Source organism: Rhizobium sp. WYCCWR10014, assembly GCF_001657485.1.
In the GTDB taxonomy this organism is placed as follows: Bacteria; Pseudomonadota; Alphaproteobacteria; order Rhizobiales; family Rhizobiaceae; genus Rhizobium.
Genome location: NZ_LXFU01000052.1, coordinates 240,141 through 256,007 on the forward strand (window position 1 = coordinate 240,141; position 15,867 = coordinate 256,007).

At 58.6% G+C, this 15,867-nt stretch carries 15 protein-coding genes; 10 read left to right on the forward strand and 5 right to left on the reverse strand.

The genetic code is table 11. The features are described 5' to 3' along the window. Positions 1-15 precede the first annotated feature (15 nt). The 8 genes from A6U98_RS33685 to A6U98_RS33720 all read left to right on the forward strand — a co-directional run bounded on the left by A6U98_RS33685 (position 16) and on the right by A6U98_RS33720 (position 7,965). Positions 16-1,014, forward strand: a complete 999-nt coding sequence (locus A6U98_RS33685) for a sugar kinase (protein ID WP_064655544.1) — start codon at positions 16-18, stop codon at positions 1,012-1,014. A 328-nt stretch (positions 1,015-1,342) separates the two neighbouring features. Next, on the forward strand, positions 1,343-2,665 hold the full coding sequence (ugpB, locus tag A6U98_RS33690; RefSeq protein ID WP_064655545.1) for a sn-glycerol-3-phosphate ABC transporter substrate-binding protein UgpB: 1,323 nt from the start codon (positions 1,343-1,345) through the stop codon (positions 2,663-2,665). Positions 2,666-2,730: 65 nt separating this feature from the next. Beyond that, positions 2,731-3,615, forward strand: a complete 885-nt coding sequence (gene ugpA / locus A6U98_RS33695; RefSeq protein WP_064655546.1) for a sn-glycerol-3-phosphate ABC transporter permease UgpA — start codon at positions 2,731-2,733, stop codon at positions 3,613-3,615. A gap of 12 nt (positions 3,616-3,627) precedes the next feature. After that, positions 3,628-4,476, forward strand: a complete 849-nt coding sequence (ugpE, locus tag A6U98_RS33700; RefSeq protein WP_003550144.1) for a sn-glycerol-3-phosphate ABC transporter permease UgpE — start codon at positions 3,628-3,630, stop codon at positions 4,474-4,476. 1 nt (position 4,477) lies between these two features. Continuing rightward, positions 4,478-5,524 (forward strand): sn-glycerol-3-phosphate import ATP-binding protein UgpC, encoded by a 1,047-nt coding sequence (locus A6U98_RS33705; protein WP_064655547.1) that lies wholly within the window; start codon positions 4,478-4,480, stop codon positions 5,522-5,524. 54 nt (positions 5,525-5,578) lie between these two features. Beyond that, the gene (locus A6U98_RS33710; RefSeq protein WP_064655548.1) at positions 5,579-6,328 is read left to right on the forward strand and encodes a glycerophosphoryl diester phosphodiesterase; all 750 of its coding nucleotides are present in this window, start codon (positions 5,579-5,581) and stop codon (positions 6,326-6,328) included. A 9-nt stretch (positions 6,329-6,337) separates the two neighbouring features. Beyond that, complete coding sequence (locus tag A6U98_RS33715; RefSeq protein ID WP_064655549.1) at positions 6,338-7,123, forward strand: DeoR/GlpR family DNA-binding transcription regulator; 786 nt, start codon at positions 6,338-6,340, stop codon at positions 7,121-7,123. Next, positions 7,120-7,965, forward strand: coding sequence for an HAD-IIB family hydrolase (locus A6U98_RS33720; RefSeq protein ID WP_064655550.1), 846 nt, complete (start codon positions 7,120-7,122; stop codon positions 7,963-7,965). Before A6U98_RS33715 ends, A6U98_RS33720 begins: the two co-directional genes overlap by 4 nt. Here the strand turns inward: A6U98_RS33720 and A6U98_RS33725 are convergent. The 3 genes from A6U98_RS33725 to A6U98_RS33735 form a co-directional block, all read right to left on the reverse strand. After that, a complete protein-coding gene (locus A6U98_RS33725; RefSeq protein ID WP_029871186.1) occupies positions 7,923-8,768 on the reverse strand; it encodes a carbohydrate ABC transporter permease in 846 nt (281 codons plus the stop codon). The two genes, A6U98_RS33720 and A6U98_RS33725, sit on opposite strands and share 43 nt — an antisense overlap. A gap of 3 nt (positions 8,769-8,771) precedes the next feature. After that, positions 8,772-9,710 (reverse strand): sugar ABC transporter permease, encoded by a 939-nt coding sequence (locus tag A6U98_RS33730; protein ID WP_064655551.1) that lies wholly within the window; start codon positions 9,708-9,710, stop codon positions 8,772-8,774. Between the two features lie 88 nt (positions 9,711-9,798). After that, positions 9,799-11,046, reverse strand: coding sequence for a sugar ABC transporter substrate-binding protein (locus A6U98_RS33735; protein ID WP_064655552.1), 1,248 nt, complete (start codon positions 11,044-11,046; stop codon positions 9,799-9,801). Between the two features lie 575 nt (positions 11,047-11,621). Here A6U98_RS33735 and A6U98_RS33740 point away from each other — a divergent pair. Beyond that, positions 11,622-12,656 carry a LacI family DNA-binding transcriptional regulator gene (locus tag A6U98_RS33740; RefSeq protein WP_064655553.1) on the forward strand — a complete coding sequence of 345 codons (1,035 nt, stop codon included), beginning with the start codon at positions 11,622-11,624 and terminating at the stop codon, positions 12,654-12,656. A 20-nt stretch (positions 12,657-12,676) separates the two neighbouring features. Here the strand turns inward: A6U98_RS33740 and A6U98_RS33745 are convergent, their stop codons facing one another. Next, positions 12,677-13,612 carry an alpha/beta hydrolase gene (locus A6U98_RS33745; protein WP_064655554.1) on the reverse strand — a complete coding sequence of 312 codons (936 nt, stop codon included), beginning with the start codon at positions 13,610-13,612 and terminating at the stop codon, positions 12,677-12,679. Further along, positions 13,609-14,757, reverse strand: coding sequence for a Gfo/Idh/MocA family oxidoreductase (locus A6U98_RS33750; protein WP_064655555.1), 1,149 nt, complete (start codon positions 14,755-14,757; stop codon positions 13,609-13,611). The genes A6U98_RS33745 and A6U98_RS33750 overlap by 4 nt, the downstream gene beginning before the upstream one ends. A 281-nt stretch (positions 14,758-15,038) precedes the next feature. Here A6U98_RS33750 and A6U98_RS33755 point away from each other — a divergent pair, with 281 nt between their 5' ends. Continuing rightward, positions 15,039-15,857, forward strand: a complete 819-nt coding sequence (locus A6U98_RS33755; protein ID WP_064655631.1) for a sugar phosphate isomerase/epimerase — start codon at positions 15,039-15,041, stop codon at positions 15,855-15,857. The last annotated feature ends 10 nt before the right edge of the window (positions 15,858-15,867 follow it).

Consider the following 15,867-nt stretch of genomic DNA (forward strand, 5'->3'; position numbering starts at 1 on the left):
GGTGAGACCACGGTTTTGACGACTTCTTCTGCCTTCGAGCAGCCTCCAGGCCGGGCGCCCCGCGTTTTGTGTGTCGGCGCGGCAGTCCTCGATACCCTGTTTCGTGTGCGCTCGTTACCCGCCGGCCAGGGCAAAATCCTGCCCTATGATATGCTGCAGATCGCCGAGGGCATGGCGTCGAGCGCCGCCTTTGCAGTCGCCCGGCTGGGCGGCAAAGCCAGCCTCTGGGGTGCAGTCGGCGATGATTCCACCGGCGACCGCATCATTGCCGACCTTAGCGCTAGCGGCATAGACACGAGCGGCATGGTGCGTGTGGCAGGCGCTCGCTCGGCCGTCTCAACGATCCTTGTTGATGACCAGGGCGAGCGCTTGATTGTGCCTTTCTACGATGCGGGCCTGCACGAGACGGTCAAGCCGGTCACAAAACAGGACGTTTCTGCTTTCGATGCGGTGCTGGTCGACGTCCGGTGGCCGAAGCTTGCGCTACGGACGCTGTTGGCAGCGAGAGAGGCGGGCAAGCCGGCCATTCTCGATGGCGACGTTGCAGGCGATGGCGTGATCGAGATGCTTGCCCCGCTGGCCAACCACATCGTGTTCTCGCAGCCGGCGGCCGAGCGGCTTGCCGGAACAGCCGAGCTGGTAACGGTCGTCGGCCTTCTGAAGCGAAAGTTCGAGCATGCCTTCATCAGCGTTACGGCTGGTGAAAGCGGCTGCTTCTGGTTCGATGACCGAACCGGCGAAATTGTCCATCTTGCCGCTCCGAAGGTGAGGGCGGTCGATACGCTCGCAGCCGGCGATATCTTCCATGGCGCTTTTGCGCTGGCTATTTCCGAAGGCTTGCCGATCGAAGAGACGATGCGATTGTCATCCATGGCCGCAGCACTCAAGTGCCAAGTCTTTGGCGGACGCATCGGCGCGCCCACCAGAGCTGAAGTCTGCAAGATGCTGCAAGATTGGCACCCGCCGTTGGCGACGATGACAGGTCCCCATTGGAAGAGGTCGGAAGGCCGCTAAGGTGATCACAGCGGCAGAGTTGTGACATTCCAGGCAGCAAAGATCTGAAATCCGTTGGTGAACGGCATGGAGGCGTTCGTTCGATCACGCTTGCGCTGTCACCAAAAGGTGACCAAGCCCAATCCATCTCCCCGCCCTAAGAACAGAGCACCTCGAACCTTGATGCTGTCGCCAGCATCGCGACAACCCAGCACGGGTGATCGTCGGCCGCGGTTGGCGATCAAATGTTCATTTGAACATTTCATTCTTGCAAAGTGAAACTCGCCTGTTACCATCGGGCTCACGTTCGTAGCGGGAGGCTTCGGACCGACAACAAGTGGGAGTGAGGATGAACAAGATCGCTTTTTTCCTGTCCGCAGGATTGACCAGCCTATCGTTATCCGTTCCGGCAATGGCAGCCACGAAGATCCAGTGGTGGCACGCGATGGGCGGCGAGAATGGCGCGAAGCTTGAACAGATCGCCAAGGGGTTCAACGCATCTCAATCTGACTACGAGATCGTCCCGGTCTTCAAAGGCACCTATGACGAGACGCTGACGGGCGCCATTGCTGCGTTCCGCGCCAACCAGCAGCCCGCAATCGTACAGGTCTACGAAGTCGGCACCGGCACCATGATGGCAGCACAGGGTGCGGTCTATCCCGTTTACCAGTTGATGAAGGACGAGGGAGAGGCTTGGGACCAGAGCAAATTCATTGCTCCGGTGGTCGGTTACTACTCGGACACCAGCGGCAACGTTCTGTCCTTGCCGTTCAATTCCTCGACGCCGATCATGTATTATAACAAGGATGTCTTCAAGAAGGCGGGGCTTGATCCGGAAACGCCGCCGAAAACATGGGCGGACGTTGAAGCCTTTTCGCGGACGATCATGAAGTCTGGCGCAGCCAAATGCGGCTTCACCAGCGCCTGGATCTCCTGGATCCAGACCGAGAACCTGAATGCCCTGCACGATAAGCCGTATTCCACCAAGGCCAACGGTTTTGGCGGCTTGGACGCAGAATTCACCTTCAACAATGATCTCACGATCCGCCATTGGGGCAACCTGAAGAAGTGGCAGGACGAGGGGCTCTTCAAATTCGGCGGACCTGGCGGCGGCGATAACGCTCCGCCGATGTTCTATTCTCAGGAATGCGCGATGTACATGAACTCGTCCGCCGGTCGGGCAGGGGTCATCAACAACGCAAAGGCTTTCAAGGTCGGTTTTGCGCCGCTTCCCTACTATGACGACGTTATTCCACAGCCGCTCAACTCGATTATCGGCGGTGCCACGCTCTGGACGCTGAAGGGTCGCCCGGAAGAGGAGTACAAAGGTGTCGCGAAGTTCTTCACCTACCTGCAGAAGCCGGAAGTCCAAGCCGATTGGCATCAGTTCTCGGGCTACCTGCCGATAACCGAGGCTGCCTATAAGCTGGGCCAGGATCAGGGCTATTACGAGAAGAACCCCGGATCAGATATTGGCATCAAGCAACTGACACGAGTGACACCCACCGACAATTCCAAGGGCATCCGTTTCGGCAACTACGTCCAGGTGCGTGGCATCATCGACGATGAGTTTGCGGCCTTGCTGGGCGGGAAGAAGACGGCGAAGGAAGCAGTTGATTCCGTGGTCGGACGAGGCAACGAACAGCTTCGCGATTTCCAGTCCGCCAACTAACGGGCTTCGTGACGGGGGCTGGTGAAAGTCCGGCCCCCGTTTCCCATCCGTCAGTGTGAGGGCCCATGCAAACCAAACGGACCGTATTTCCCAACAAGCTTTTGCCTTACCTGCTCATCGCCCCCCAAATTTTCGTGACCGTGGTATTTTTCCTCTGGCCTGCGGCAACTGCATTCTGGCAATCTTTCCTGCGCCAGGACGCTTTCGGCTTCAAGACGACCTTCGTCTGGTTCGAAAACTACCGTCGGCTCTTCGCCGATCCGATCTACATCAATGCCTTTGGCCACACGCTCATCTTCGCCATTCTCGTGACGGTCCTGTCAACGTCGATCGCGCTGCTCCTGGCTGCAGCGGCGATGCGTGTGTTGCGCACCTCTCGAATTTATTCGACCCTGCTCATTTGGCCCTATGCCGTCGCCCCCGCGATCGCCGGCATTCTTTGGTGGTTCATGTTCAATCCGTCGATCGGTATCGTCGCCTATATGTTGCGGGCGATGGGGATCAACTGGAACCATCTGATCAATCCTGACGACGCCATGGTCCTGATCGTGATCGCGGCGACGTGGAAGCAGATTTCCTATAACTTCTTGTTCTTCTTGGCTGCGCTGCAATCCGTGCCGCGCTCGCTTCAGGAAGCCGGGGCCATCGACGGAGCCGGGCCGATGAAGCGTTTCTGGACGATCGTGTTCCCGCTGATCTCACCGACGACCTTCTATCTGATTGTCATCAATATCGTTTACGCGATGTTCGATACTTTCGGCATCATTCATGCGACCACCCAGGGCGGACCGGCGCGCGCGACGGAGATCCTTGTCTACAAGGTCTATTTCGACGGGTTCATCGGACTGAATTTGGGTTCGTCGGCGGCGCAGTCGGTCATACTCATGGTGATCGTCGTCGCTCTGACCGCGGTACAATTCCGTTTCATTGAACGCCGCGTGCAATATTGAGGACTTCCAAGGATGGTTGAAAATCGCCCCTTCCTAAATTTCCTGGCGCACCTTGTCCTCATCATCGGCGTCACGATCGTGGTATTTCCCGTCTACGTGGCTTTCATCGCATCGAGCCACGGCCCAAACGACTTCTTGTCAGGTGTCGTACCGCTGACACCAGGTAGCCACATCATCGAGAATTATTCGACGATGCTCTCATCCGGGATGACAAGCTCCGGGGCGCCGCCGATCGGGCCGATGATGATCAACTCGCTGATCATGGCGGTTGGCGTCGCCGTCGGGAAGATCGTCATTTCGATCCTTTCGGCCTTTGCCATCGTCTATTTCCGGTTTCCGTTCCGGACCCTGGCATTCTGGATGATCTTCATCACCCTGATGTTGCCGGTCGAGGTGCGCATCGTGCCGACCTACAAGGTCGTCGCCGACCTTGGAATGCTGAACAACTACGGCGGTCTCATCATTCCGCTGATAGCATCGGCAACGGCAACCTTCCTGTTTCGTCAATTCTTTCTGACCGTCCCTGACGAACTCATGGAGGCTGCCCGTGTCGATGGGGCAGGGCCGATGAAGTTCTTCCGCGATATTCTGCTGCCGCTGTCGATAACCAATATCGCGGCGCTCTTCATCATCCTCTTCGTCCTCGGCTGGAACCAGTATCTCTGGCCGCTCATCATAACGACCGACCAGAGCTTCTACACCGTCGTGATGGGAATCCAGCGCATGGCAGCGGTTGCCGATGCCGAGCCGCGCTGGAACCTCGTGATGGCAGCCGTCATTCTCGCCGCCCTGCCACCCGTCCTCGTCATCGTCGCCATGCAACGCCTTTTTGTTAAAGGCCTGGTCGAAACGGAGAAATGAAATGGCCACGATCAACATCATCGACGTCAAGAAGAATTATGGGGCCGTTCCGGCTGTCAAAGGCATCAACCTGTCTGTTGCAGACGGCGAACTCATCGTGCTCGTCGGCCCGTCCGGCTGCGGCAAATCAACTTTGCTTCGCATGATTGCCGGGCTGGAGACGATCAGCGAAGGCCAGGTCGAGATTGCGGGCCGTAATGTCAATAAGGCAGAGCCGGCCGACCGCGATATCGCGATGGTCTTTCAAAACTATGCGCTTTATCCGCATATGACCGTGCGCGGAAACCTCGAATATGGTTTGAAAAATCGCGGCACCGAACGGGCGGAAATCAACCGCCGTGTGGCGGAGGCGGCCGAGATCCTCGAAATCGGGCCGATGTTGGATCGTAAACCTCGCGAACTGTCCGGCGGGCAGCGCCAGCGTGTTGCAATGGGGCGCGCCATCGTTCGCGAGCCGGCCGCCTTCCTTTTCGATGAGCCTCTGTCCAATCTCGATGCCAAATTGCGGGTGCAGATGCGCGTTGAAATACGCCGGCTGCAACGGCGCCTGAAGACTACCAGCATCTACGTAACGCATGACCAGCTTGAAGCGATGACGCTGGCGGACCGGCTGGTCGTCATGAACGGAGGACTTGTCGAACAGGTCGGCACGCCCGTGGCGGTCTACGATCGCCCGGCTAGTTTGTTTGTCGCCAGCTTCATCGGCTCACCGCCTATGAATCTTGTGCCGATCGACGTCCTCAGGGCAGCCGACAGCGAAAGTGCCCTGGCATTGCCCGCCGGCACCGACATGGTCGGCCTTCGCCCAGACGCGTTGCTCGTCACCAAACCGGTTGAGCCTTCCGTTCGTCTTAATGCAACGGTCGAGTTGCTCGAGCCAATTGGGGGAGAAAGCCATCTGCATGTGCGATTGGGTGGGAGCCAGCAGACGGTCGTCTTGACCGTACCGGGGCGTCCGGATTTTGCCGAGAATGCAAATATCGACGTCTTCGCACGTGTCGGCGCGATGCACCCTTTCAACAGCGATACTGGAAAACGCACCGATTGACTCCGGTTTATTATTTCTCCATCCCAGCCAGAAGACGACGAAAGAGATGAGACGATGACGATCGTAGAGCCGCGATCCGGCCCGAAACGCAGTGAAGTTCAGGCGCATCGAGGCGCCTCTGCCATTGCGCCCGAGAATACCATTGCCGCTTTCCGGGCGGCCGCTGAACAAGGTGCTGAGTGGGTCGAACTCGACGTTGCACTTCTTGCAGACGGTACCCCGGTCGTCATCCACGATGTTTCCATCGATCGCTGTTCGTCGTCAAAGGGAAATCTTGCCGACCTCACGGCGTCGGATCTCGAAGCCATCGACGCTGGCTCATGGTTCAGCCCGAAATTCAAAGGTGAACCACTGCCGACGCTGGCCCGCGTTGTTTCGGCGCTGGGCGAACTCGGCCTCAACGCCAATGTCGAGATCAAGCAGCATGCCCATCACAAGTCACTCGACCAACTGGTCAAAGTCGTTGATCAACATCTGAAAGCGCGGGCGGCGCACACCAAGATCATGATCTCGAGCTTTGATGCCGCTGCGCTGAAGGGAATGCACGAGATTGATCCAAGCTACGACCTCGCCATGCTGTGGAGCAAGTTGCCTGCGGATTGGCTGGATGTCCTTCGGTCGATTCCCGCAAAGACCATCCATCTTGACTACAAGGCTCTCAGTATCGGGTTTCTCGAAGAGGCCGTTCGTCGCTGCATCTCGGTGCGGGCGTGGACCTGCAACGATCCCAAGCGGCTCACATCGTTCTGGGATGTGGGTTTGACCGGCGTGATAACAGACGACCCCAGTGTCTACCTCACGTAAGGAGCGGCGATGGGGCAGCGGATCATATCGAGCCGACAACGTGAGATCCTCGCGCTGATCGAAACGGACGGCGTTCAGTACATCGAGGAGCTGGCACGTCGGTACGATCTGACGACGCAGACGATCCGTCGCGATATCAATGCATTATGCGATCTCGGGCACGCGCGCCGCTTTCACGGCGGCGTCGACCTGCCGGTCGAGGGCAGCAACATCTCGCTCAATGCTCGCGCCCAGCTCAATCGGCGGGCCAAGCGGCTTATCGCCAAGCGCGTCGCCGCCGACATAGGGGCAGAGGCGACAGTGTTCCTCGGGATCGGCAGCACGGTGCGATTCGTTGCCGAGGCGTTGCGTGATCACCAGGGCCTGACGGTGATCACCAACAACATCCACGTCGCTTTGAGCCTTTGCGACGCGCCGAGTGTCGAGGTCCATTTGACGGGCGGTCTTTTGCGCCACGACGATCGCGACGTGGTGGGCACGGATGTGATCAGGTTCGTCGAAAAATTCTATGCGACTTACGCAGTCGTCGGCGCAGGCGCTTTAAGTCCGCTCAACGGTCTGATGGACTTCAGTTATAGCGAAGCCCAAATCACCAATGCCCTCCTTGAGAATTCGCAAACGCAGATATTGGCCGCGGACGTCAGCAAGTGGACGCGAAACGCTTCCGTGCGTGTGGCGCCATTCAGCAAACTCACCCGTTTTTACACCGATCGGCTGCCTGGCGAAGCGGTCGCCACCAACGCTCTCGCCGAGAGCGGCTTGGACGTGGTCACATGCAGCGAGGACATGACATGAGCTACGTAGACCTGGCGCCATCAGCTCGTGAGTTGCAGGATGTGCGCTACCTGTTCACCGATATCGACGATACGCTGACCACCGAAGGCAAGTTACTGCCGCAAACCTACGAAGCTCTCTGGGATCTCAGCCGGGCGGGTATTGCGGTCGTGCCGGTTACGGGCGGCTCCGCCGGTTGGTGCGAACATATCGTTCGTGCCTGGCCGGTGGCCGCAGTCATCGGCGAAAGTGGCGCATATTGTGTCACCCGTCGGGACGGTGACGTCGTCTTCGACTATTGGGAAGACGGCGCCCTGCAGGGTGAGCGCCAACGCCAGCACCTGCAGACGATCAAAGGACTGATCTCGCAAAGGAGCAGGACGTTCAGAATTGCCCACGACCAGGTCTTTCGGCTGGCGGACGTCGCGATCGATATTCAGGGTCACGACCCGCGTGAGGTCGAGGATCTCGCATCCAGTATAAAAGCCAACGGCGGAACGGTTGCGATCAGCTCCATTCACATCAACACTTGGATCGGTGATTACAACAAGCGCTCGATGAGCGAGCGCGTTTTAACCGAGATGTTTGGTGTCGATCCCGATGAAACAGCCGCTGTGACCGCCTTCGTCGGTGACTCTCGAAATGATGCACCGATGTTTGGCTTTATCCGCAACTCTTTCGGGGTCAACAACATCATCCCGGTTCTTTCACAATTGCAACACGCGCCGAAATGGGTCTCCTCGCAGCCCGCCGGGCTTGGCTTTGCCGATATTGCCCAAACGATCTTGAACGCGGCTGGCGCAGGTTCTGAGACGTCTCATCAGCTTTTGACCGAACCGGCGGTCATGCCTGCCAGGAAGTAGCGTTGAGCAACCAGGTAAAGGACCAGCAGAGGAAGCGAACCGAGCACGCTCATCGCCATCATCTCGTTCCATTCGAAGGCGTGCTGGCCCATCAGAAGTTGGATGCCGATCGGAACGGTTCTGAGGTCCATCGATTTTGTCAGCGTCAGCGCGAAGAGGAATTCGTTCCAGGCCAGCAGAAAGGTGTAGACCGCGGTGGCGACGATCCCCGGGATGGAGACAGGAACGATGACGCGCCAAAGCGCCGTCCAGCTCGAACCGCCGTCGACCAGGACGGCCTCGTCCAGCTCTTTCGGTAAGGTGTTGAGGTAGCCTGTCATCAGCAGGATGGCATAAGGCAGCGTGAAGACCATGTAGGTGAGGATCAGCGCCAGATAGGTATCAAAGATCCTGAAGGCGACCACCATTCCGAAATAGGGGATGAGAAGGGTGATGGGTGGAACGGTCTGGGTGCTGATGATGAAGATGTTCAAGGTGTTCTTGAACCGGAACTGATAGCGGCTGAAGCCGTAGGCGGTCACGATCGCGACGACGAGGGTCAGAGCGGTGACGACGCCGGCGACGAAGTAGCTGTTGATGAAGAACCGCACTTTCACCGGATCGTTGAAGATCGTCAGATAGGCGGCCACCGTAAAATCATCCGGCAACAGCCGTGGCGGAAGGGCGAAGATTTCCGTATTCGATTTCAGCGAACTGAAAAACATCCACACGATCGGAAAGGCCGAAAAGACCAGGCCGATCGCCAGACCCAGATAGGTCAGGATGGTCGGCAAAACCGAGCTCTTGAAGGAACGCTTTGCCATGGATCACCTGCGCTGCTGGTGTTTGATGTAGAAGTAGGTGACGCTCATCGAGATGATGAGGATGATCATCGCGCTCGCCGAAGCCAGCGAGAATTGATACTGCGAGAAGGCGAGCTTGTAGGTGAAGGTGGAGAGCACTTCCGTCGAATAGATCGGGCCGCCGCCCGTCGTCATCCATACGAGTGGAAAAACCTGCATCGTCCAGATGAAGTCTAGAAGCGCGATGCTGATGATGATCGGCATCAGCTGGGGAATGGTGATGTACCAGAACTTTTGGAGTTCGTTGGCGCCGTCGATGCCGGCTGCCTCGTAAAGCTCCTTCGAAATGCCCTGGAGGCCGGCGAGCAGGCTGACCATGTAGAGCGGATAACCCGCCCAGATATTTGCGAAGGTCAAAGCGTGAATGGCGGTGCGCGTGGACGAAAACCACTCGACCTTGAAGTTGATGATATGGAGCGCCATCAGCACGCTGTTGACGACGCCGTTCGGGTCGAGCAGCAGGCGCCAGATGATGGCGATGATGACGGCGGTGAACAGCCAGGGCAGGATGAAGAGCACACGCAGGATGCTGCGAATGAGCGGATCGACGCGATTGGTGTTCAACAGCAGCGCGAAGGCCAGGCCGATGATGAAGTGGAAAACGACGCTCATGATCGTGAAATAAAGCGTCTGCACGACCGACTGCCAGAAGACCGGATTCTCGAAGATGGTCAGATAGTTCTGGACGCCTGCGAATGCCGCGTCCTTTTTCATGATGGCGCCGTCCATCAGTGAATATTTGAAGACCATCACCATCGGGAACAGCATCAGCAGAACAAGCAGCAGGGTCGCCGGCGAAACGTAGAAATACGGCACCATCTTTCTCAAGGTGCTGTAACGAAGCCATCCTTTTCTTCGCGCCTTGGCTTGCGCAGCGACCAGAGCCGTAGCCGAATGATTCATGAGCTGTGACTTTCTATTCTGCCGAGATTTGACGACTTGCACCGGCAGCGCCTGGTTGCGCTGCCGGTGATCCGTGAAAGCGACGTGCTTAGAACTTCGCCAGCCACGCCTTCTCGGTATTGGCAGCTGCCTCCTTGGCTGACTGCCCGCCGTCGAACATCTTCTGAACTTCGACGTTCATGTCGCGCATCAGCTCTTCGGCAACCGGAAGGCCGACGAATTCGTTCGCAGGATAACCGCTCTGGAAGATTTTGAAGGCTTCCGCGAAGATCGGGTCCGAGGCCACGAAGTCTGGCTTGGCGTGGACGTTGCCGGGGAAGGCGTTGGCAATCGAGACGAGACGGCCGTTGACATCAGGGCTCATCAGGTATTCGACGAGCTTCCAGGCTTCTTCCTTGTGCTGGCTGCCCTCGCTGATGCCGATGCCCCAGGACGCATAGGGCATGCCGCGCTTGCCGGTGTAGCCGTCAGTGGCCGGCAAGGCGGAGATGCCGAAGTTGAGTTTCGGATTGCGCTCGCGGATGAGGTTCACATGGGCGAGGGAATCCACCATCATGCCGACGCGGCCATTGACGAATTCCTCGACCTTGTCCTGTTCCTTCTTGGCGAAAATGCCGGGAGAAATAACGCCTTCCTTGTTGAGGGAAGCGATATAGTCGAGCGTGCCGACGACGGCTTCATTTTCGAGGTCAGGCTTGCCGTCCTTCAGCATCGAGGCACCGGAGGCCCAGACCCAGGACATCACGTCGTTCTGGATTCCGCTCGGAGACTGCAGCGATAGCGGCAGGACCCAGCCGTATTGGTTCTTCGAGGCGTCGGTCATTTTCTTCGCGGCTTCGGCAAATTCCGTGCGCGTGGTCGGCAACTTGTCGACGCCGGATGCCTTGGCGATATCGAGGTTCACAAAGACCGGGTAGACGAAGGATGCCAGCGGGAACATCACGCTCTTGCCATCGACCTTGACGATATCGGTAATCTGACTCTTGTCGTATTTCGCCTTCTCCATCAGTTCGTCCATGGAGGCGATTGCGCCCTGCTTGGAGAGCCCGTTTACCCAGGCACCATCCAGGCCCACGACGTCGCTCAGCGTTCCCGAGGCTGCGCCGACGACGATCTGGTCGCGCGTTGTGGCATAGGGACCGCTAACCAGCGTCACCTTGATGCCAGGGTTTTTGGCTTCGAAATCGTTCATGATGCCGCGCAGAGCGCCCGACGGCATTTCGGGTTCCCACCATTGAATGAACTCGATGGTGGTGTCGGCAAATGCCGACGTGGCGCAGAGCGCCCATACCGCCACGGCAGCCCGCATCGTCACGCCGAATTTTCTGATATTCATCTGTGCCTCCCAAAGATTGTCAGTTAATCGATCCTCCTCAAGATCGTAGGCAAAGTAGGTTCCCTGAAGCCCCTGTCTGTCAATGAAGAACTGCGATCAGGAAAAGATGGGAGGCCGGCATTCACGGCGCGCGTTGCGTTAAATCATTGATAAAAAATCATAAAATTGATTGACATCATCAGTGTTTTTCTGCAGCATTTGTATTGCTTGTGACGCATTTTTTCTTTACTTTCGTAAACAAATGAAAGTTTACCCAACAAAATGAAAAGCGTGGCACCCGGGTTCTTCACTGCAAATTTTCGAATTTTGGGTGCTGAAACAAGCGCCTTTTGCAACCGCGCGGCGCAGACTGCACAAGTCGCAAATGAAGGGAATATTTCGATTTTCGAAAGGGAGGGCAGACCTGCACAGAAAGTGACGGATCACGCCGGATTATGCGTTGATTTTCGACAATTCCGGAAATCGAAGATCACCCTGTACAAATTGCCGAATGCGTGATTTGGCGCGTCGGCGGATCTGCCGTTGTGCGAAATCGTTCCCGATCAGTTGTCGTCGTCCCGCCAATAAGGAATTGAATGGCCAAGAAAAGTTATAAATCGATGGACGACTTCGCGAGCGCCTCCGGCGTATCGCGTCCGACCTTGTCGAAATATTTCGATGATCCCTCGCAGATCAAGGAGGTGACCCGCAAGCGTATCGAGGCGGCTCTCAAGAAGTCGCATTTCGAGCCGAACCTGTTCGCGCGGCATCTCAATCGCAAGCGGACCAGGAATATCGGGATTCTGGTCCCGACCATGTCGGATCCCTTTTATGTGCAGGTCGTGTCGCTGATCGAGCTGGAGTTGCGCGAAAAGGGATTCTGGCCTGTCCAGATTTCTTCGCACACGCGGCCGGAGCTGGAGGCGGAGGCCGTTCGGACCTTGCTCTCGCTGAAGGTCGCGGGTGCGATCGTGGCGCCGCTCGGAGCCGGTTCGCGCCGTTCCGCGCTGGAAAGGCTGAGGGATGCCATCCCCGTCGTCTGCTTCGACAATCCTGCCGACGCCGACCTTCCTTATGTCGGCAACGACAACGCGCAAAGCATGGCAGCCATTGTGCAATATCTCTGCCGGTCCGGTGAGCCGCCGATCTTCCTGGAAATTCCGCATATGACCGAAAATGCCGGCGAGCGGCAGGCGGGCTACCGCGCGACCATGGCGAGGGAAGGACATTCCCCGTTGGTCATCGATTGCGACGCGCCACCTTCCTGGGAATTCGAGCGTCTCGGATACGAGCAGATGCAGAGAATTCTTGCCAACGGCGGTCTTCCGGGCAAAACGCTGCTATGCGCCAACGACCGCTTCGCTTTCGGCGCGATGGCAGCCGCATTCGCGTCGGGACTGAAAATCGGCCGGAACGACGCTTGCGACGTGCGCATCGCTGGGCACGACGACCACCCGCTAAGCCGATATACCTGTCCGTCGTTGACGACCATGGCGCAGAACGCGCCGGAGATCGCCGCGAAGTCCGTGGAGCTTTTGCTGGCGCATATCGAGAGCGAGGATGATGGAACGACCCCTGTGACGAACAAGGTGATCCTCGAGGCAACGCTGGTTATGCGCGAGTCGGCTTGAGGCCGGCACGGATTTCCGCTTCAACGGGCAAGCGCAGGGTCCATGGCGCGCCATGCTTCTGCGATGGCTTCGAGGGCCTCTTGCCCCTCCGGAATGGCCCGTCTCTTCGATACGAAGCCATGGATCTGTCCGGGCCAGGTGCGACTTGTGGCCTGCGCTTCCAAGCTGAGCCGCTCGGCATAAGCGGCCCCTTCGTCGAACAGCACGTCATGTCCGGCAAGGATCACGAGGGCCGGCGCCACGCCTGCCAGCGACGCTGCGTTAAGCGGCGAAGCTCGCCAGTCCGACCGGCTCGCGGTGTCCGGCAGATAGTGGTCGCGGAACCATTTCATCGCGGCTGCCGTCAGGCCGAAACCCTCTTCGTAACGTGAGTAGCTGTCGGTTGTCTGCAACTGGTCGGTCACCGGATAGATCAGCACCTGTCCGATGACAGGCGGCACCTGCCCGTCCCGCGCCAGCAGGGCGACGACGGCGGCCAGATTGCCACCGGCGCTATCGCCAGCGACGACAACCCGCAAGGGATCGATGCCGAGCGCATCAGCCTGCTCCGTCATCCAGACGAGTGCGGCGGCGCAGTCGTCAATGGCAGCAGGAAAGGGATGTTCCGGGGCCAGGCGATAGTCGGGCGAAACCACGACGGCGCCTGCCATATTGGCAAGCGTCCGGCAGATGTCCTCATGGGTTTCCGGCGCGCCGATCACAAAGCCGCCGCCATGGAAATAAAGCAAGGCCGGTGCGCCCTGGCGCGGCGCGGTCCGTCCGCGCCATATCTTCAACCTGATTGTGCCCAGACGCCTTTCCAGGGTCTCGGCCACGTCTTCGAGCGGCCGTTGGATGTCTGCGAAACTATCCAGATATTGCTGCCGCGCCAGCGCCGGCGTGCAGCTTTCGACCGGCGTTTCCGGATCGCCCGGCCATGCAAGCGCGCGTTTGGCGGATTCGTCCAGTTGTGTCATGCCAGCAAACTCCTCGCTTCGTCTTCCCGCAATTCCCTCGGCTGCGCGACCGTACCCGAAATGATCTGCGCGGCACCGGTTTCGCCGGCACGCAGGATCGCTTCCATGACTTCGAGCACGTGCAGTGCCAGATCGCCTGAAGCGCGCGGCCTACGGCCTTCGATGATTGCGCGTGCGAGATCGGCAAGACCAAGCGTGCGATAGTTGGCACGATCAGGCGCTGTGATCGGCCAATTGACGGCACCGAAGAGTTCGCCTGATGTATCCGTTTCCTGCCAGGGCGCGCCACGGCCGGAGAGCGCGACGGAGCCGCCGAAATTATCGGGGTCGGGCAGGCGGAGCGAACCTTCGGTGCCGTGGAGTTCGATGGGATGGTTGGAGTGGCGGAATACGTCCCAGGAGGTGCCGAAGGTGACTGTAGCACCGCACTCGAATTCCAAGAGCGACAGCACGCTGGTCGGCGTGCCGACCTTGAATGTGGTGCCCTGCTTCGGTCCTTCGGCGGTAATGAGCCGCTCTTCCTGCCCGCTTGTGGCGACGGCCTGCACACGACGGATCGGCCCCATCAGATTGACCATCATCGTGAGATAATAGGGCCCCATATCCATGAGCGGGCCTGCGCCGGCCTGGTAATAAAAGCTGGGATCCGGATGCCAGTGCTCCATGCCGCGCCCCATCATGAAGGCTGTCCCGGTCACTGGCTTGCCGATGGCGCCGGCTTCCATCTGCCGCCGGGCATGGCGTCCAGCCGCGCCGAGGAACGTGTCTGGCGCCGAGCCGAGCATGAGGCCCTTGGCGTCGGCGGCATCCACCAAGCTGCGTCCTTCCGCCGCCGTGACGCCGAGCGGCTTTTCCGTGAAGACATGCTTGCCTGCCGACAGAGCCCGCATCGAAACGTCAAAATGCGCAGCCGGGATCGTCAGGTTGAGGATAAGGTCGATGTTTCTGTCGTCAATGAGGCTATCGACGTCCGCCGCGCGCAAATTGAACTCCGCCGCGCGACGCTTGGCGGCGTCTGCGTTGAGATCTGCACAGGCGGTGATTTCGACGCCGCAAAACAGCGGCGCGTTGCGCATATAGGCAAGCGAAATATTGCCGCATCCGACAACGCCGATCCTGAGTTTCATATCATTGGTCTGTGCCATCTAAGAACCTGATTTCGCCGTTGCGGCTGCGGAGAGTTGAGGGTGCGTAACGTTTTAAGCGCAGGGAATAAATTATATTGACGCACGGTAACATTTGACCGTACGTAATGACAAGACGCTGGGATCGCAATCCCCGATGAGAGCTCGCCGCTTCTGGTTTTCGATCCGCCTCTCGGCGGAAGGGGCTTTCGGCAGACGCGGTGAAGCGCGCGAGGATTGTGGGCGCGGAAGCTTACGGTTTCGGTATCGGCAGCCATCAACGAACAGGTCAGGACCAAGAAATGAAAAATGCTGAGTTGCAGATCGGTTGCCAGACATTCACCTGGGAGATGCTGGGGACAGATTGGGGCGGCGGTCCGGACGATCTGGTACGCGCCATCGCCGATGGCGGATATGCGGGTATCGAAATCACCGACACGATGATCGGTCACTACGCGCTCAAGCCGACCGACTTTGCCCGTACCCTGACGGATGCCGGTTTGACGCTGGTCTCCTTTGCCTTCGGCTCCGCCAGCGGCTTCACGGTGGCGGAAAAGATTGCCTCCGATCTCGACACGGCGCGGCGATGGGTCGATTTCGCGGCGAACTTTCCCGGTGCGCTGGTATCGATGGGATCGGCGACAGTCGTCTCGAATGGTCCGCTCGATGAGAAGTTCGCCATTGCGGCGGAGTGCTACAATCGTGCGACCGAGATCGGACAGTCGGCTGGCGTTACCGTTGCTGTCCATCCTTCCTCGCACCACAACACGCTCCTCTTCACCCGGAACGACTATGACCGCCTGTTTGCTCTCTTGGATCCACGCGTGGGTTGGGTGCCGGATACCGGCCATATCCTGCGTGGCGGCCAGCAGATCGGCGATACGCTGGCAGCGTACCGGGACCGAATCCGCTACGTGCATCTGAAGGACGTTGACGCCGGCGGGACTTGGGCGATGCTGGGCGAAGGCGTCTGCGACGTGCCTGCCGTGATTTCGGCCGTTCGGGATGCGCCGAACTTTATCGGCTGGATCGTGGTGGAAGAAGAATCGGACCATGCCGGAACCGATCCTGCCGCGGCCGTTCGAGCCAACCGTGAGACGCTTCGCGGTCTGGGATTTTAGCCCTTGTCGT

What these genes read in the sequence shown, in the direction of transcription:
- ugpB (WP_064655545.1), top strand. Translation starts at nt 1,343, where the DNA reads ATGAACAAGATCGCTTTTTTCCTGTCCGCAGGATTGACCAGCCTATCG.
- ugpA (WP_064655546.1), top strand. Translation starts at nt 2,731, where the DNA reads ATGCAAACCAAACGGACCGTATTTCCCAACAAGCTTTTGCCTTACCTG.
- ugpE (WP_003550144.1), top strand. Translation starts at nt 3,628, where the DNA reads ATGGTTGAAAATCGCCCCTTCCTAAATTTCCTGGCGCACCTTGTCCTC.
- A6U98_RS33705 (WP_064655547.1), top strand. Translation starts at nt 4,478, where the DNA reads ATGGCCACGATCAACATCATCGACGTCAAGAAGAATTATGGGGCCGTT.
- A6U98_RS33710 (WP_064655548.1), top strand. Translation starts at nt 5,579, where the DNA reads ATGACGATCGTAGAGCCGCGATCCGGCCCGAAACGCAGTGAAGTTCAG.
- A6U98_RS33715 (WP_064655549.1), top strand. Translation starts at nt 6,338, where the DNA reads ATGGGGCAGCGGATCATATCGAGCCGACAACGTGAGATCCTCGCGCTG.
- A6U98_RS33720 (WP_064655550.1), top strand. Translation starts at nt 7,120, where the DNA reads ATGAGCTACGTAGACCTGGCGCCATCAGCTCGTGAGTTGCAGGATGTG.
- A6U98_RS33725 (WP_029871186.1), bottom strand. Translation starts at nt 8,768, where the DNA reads ATGGCAAAGCGTTCCTTCAAGAGCTCGGTTTTGCCGACCATCCTGACC.
- A6U98_RS33730 (WP_064655551.1), bottom strand. Translation starts at nt 9,710, where the DNA reads ATGAATCATTCGGCTACGGCTCTGGTCGCTGCGCAAGCCAAGGCGCGA.
- A6U98_RS33735 (WP_064655552.1), bottom strand. Translation starts at nt 11,046, where the DNA reads ATGAATATCAGAAAATTCGGCGTGACGATGCGGGCTGCCGTGGCGGTA.
- A6U98_RS33740 (WP_064655553.1), top strand. Translation starts at nt 11,622, where the DNA reads ATGGCCAAGAAAAGTTATAAATCGATGGACGACTTCGCGAGCGCCTCC.
- A6U98_RS33745 (WP_064655554.1), bottom strand. Translation starts at nt 13,612, where the DNA reads ATGACACAACTGGACGAATCCGCCAAACGCGCGCTTGCATGGCCGGGC.
- A6U98_RS33750 (WP_064655555.1), bottom strand. Translation starts at nt 14,757, where the DNA reads ATGGCACAGACCAATGATATGAAACTCAGGATCGGCGTTGTCGGATGC.
- A6U98_RS33755 (WP_064655631.1), top strand. Translation starts at nt 15,039, where the DNA reads ATGAAAAATGCTGAGTTGCAGATCGGTTGCCAGACATTCACCTGGGAG.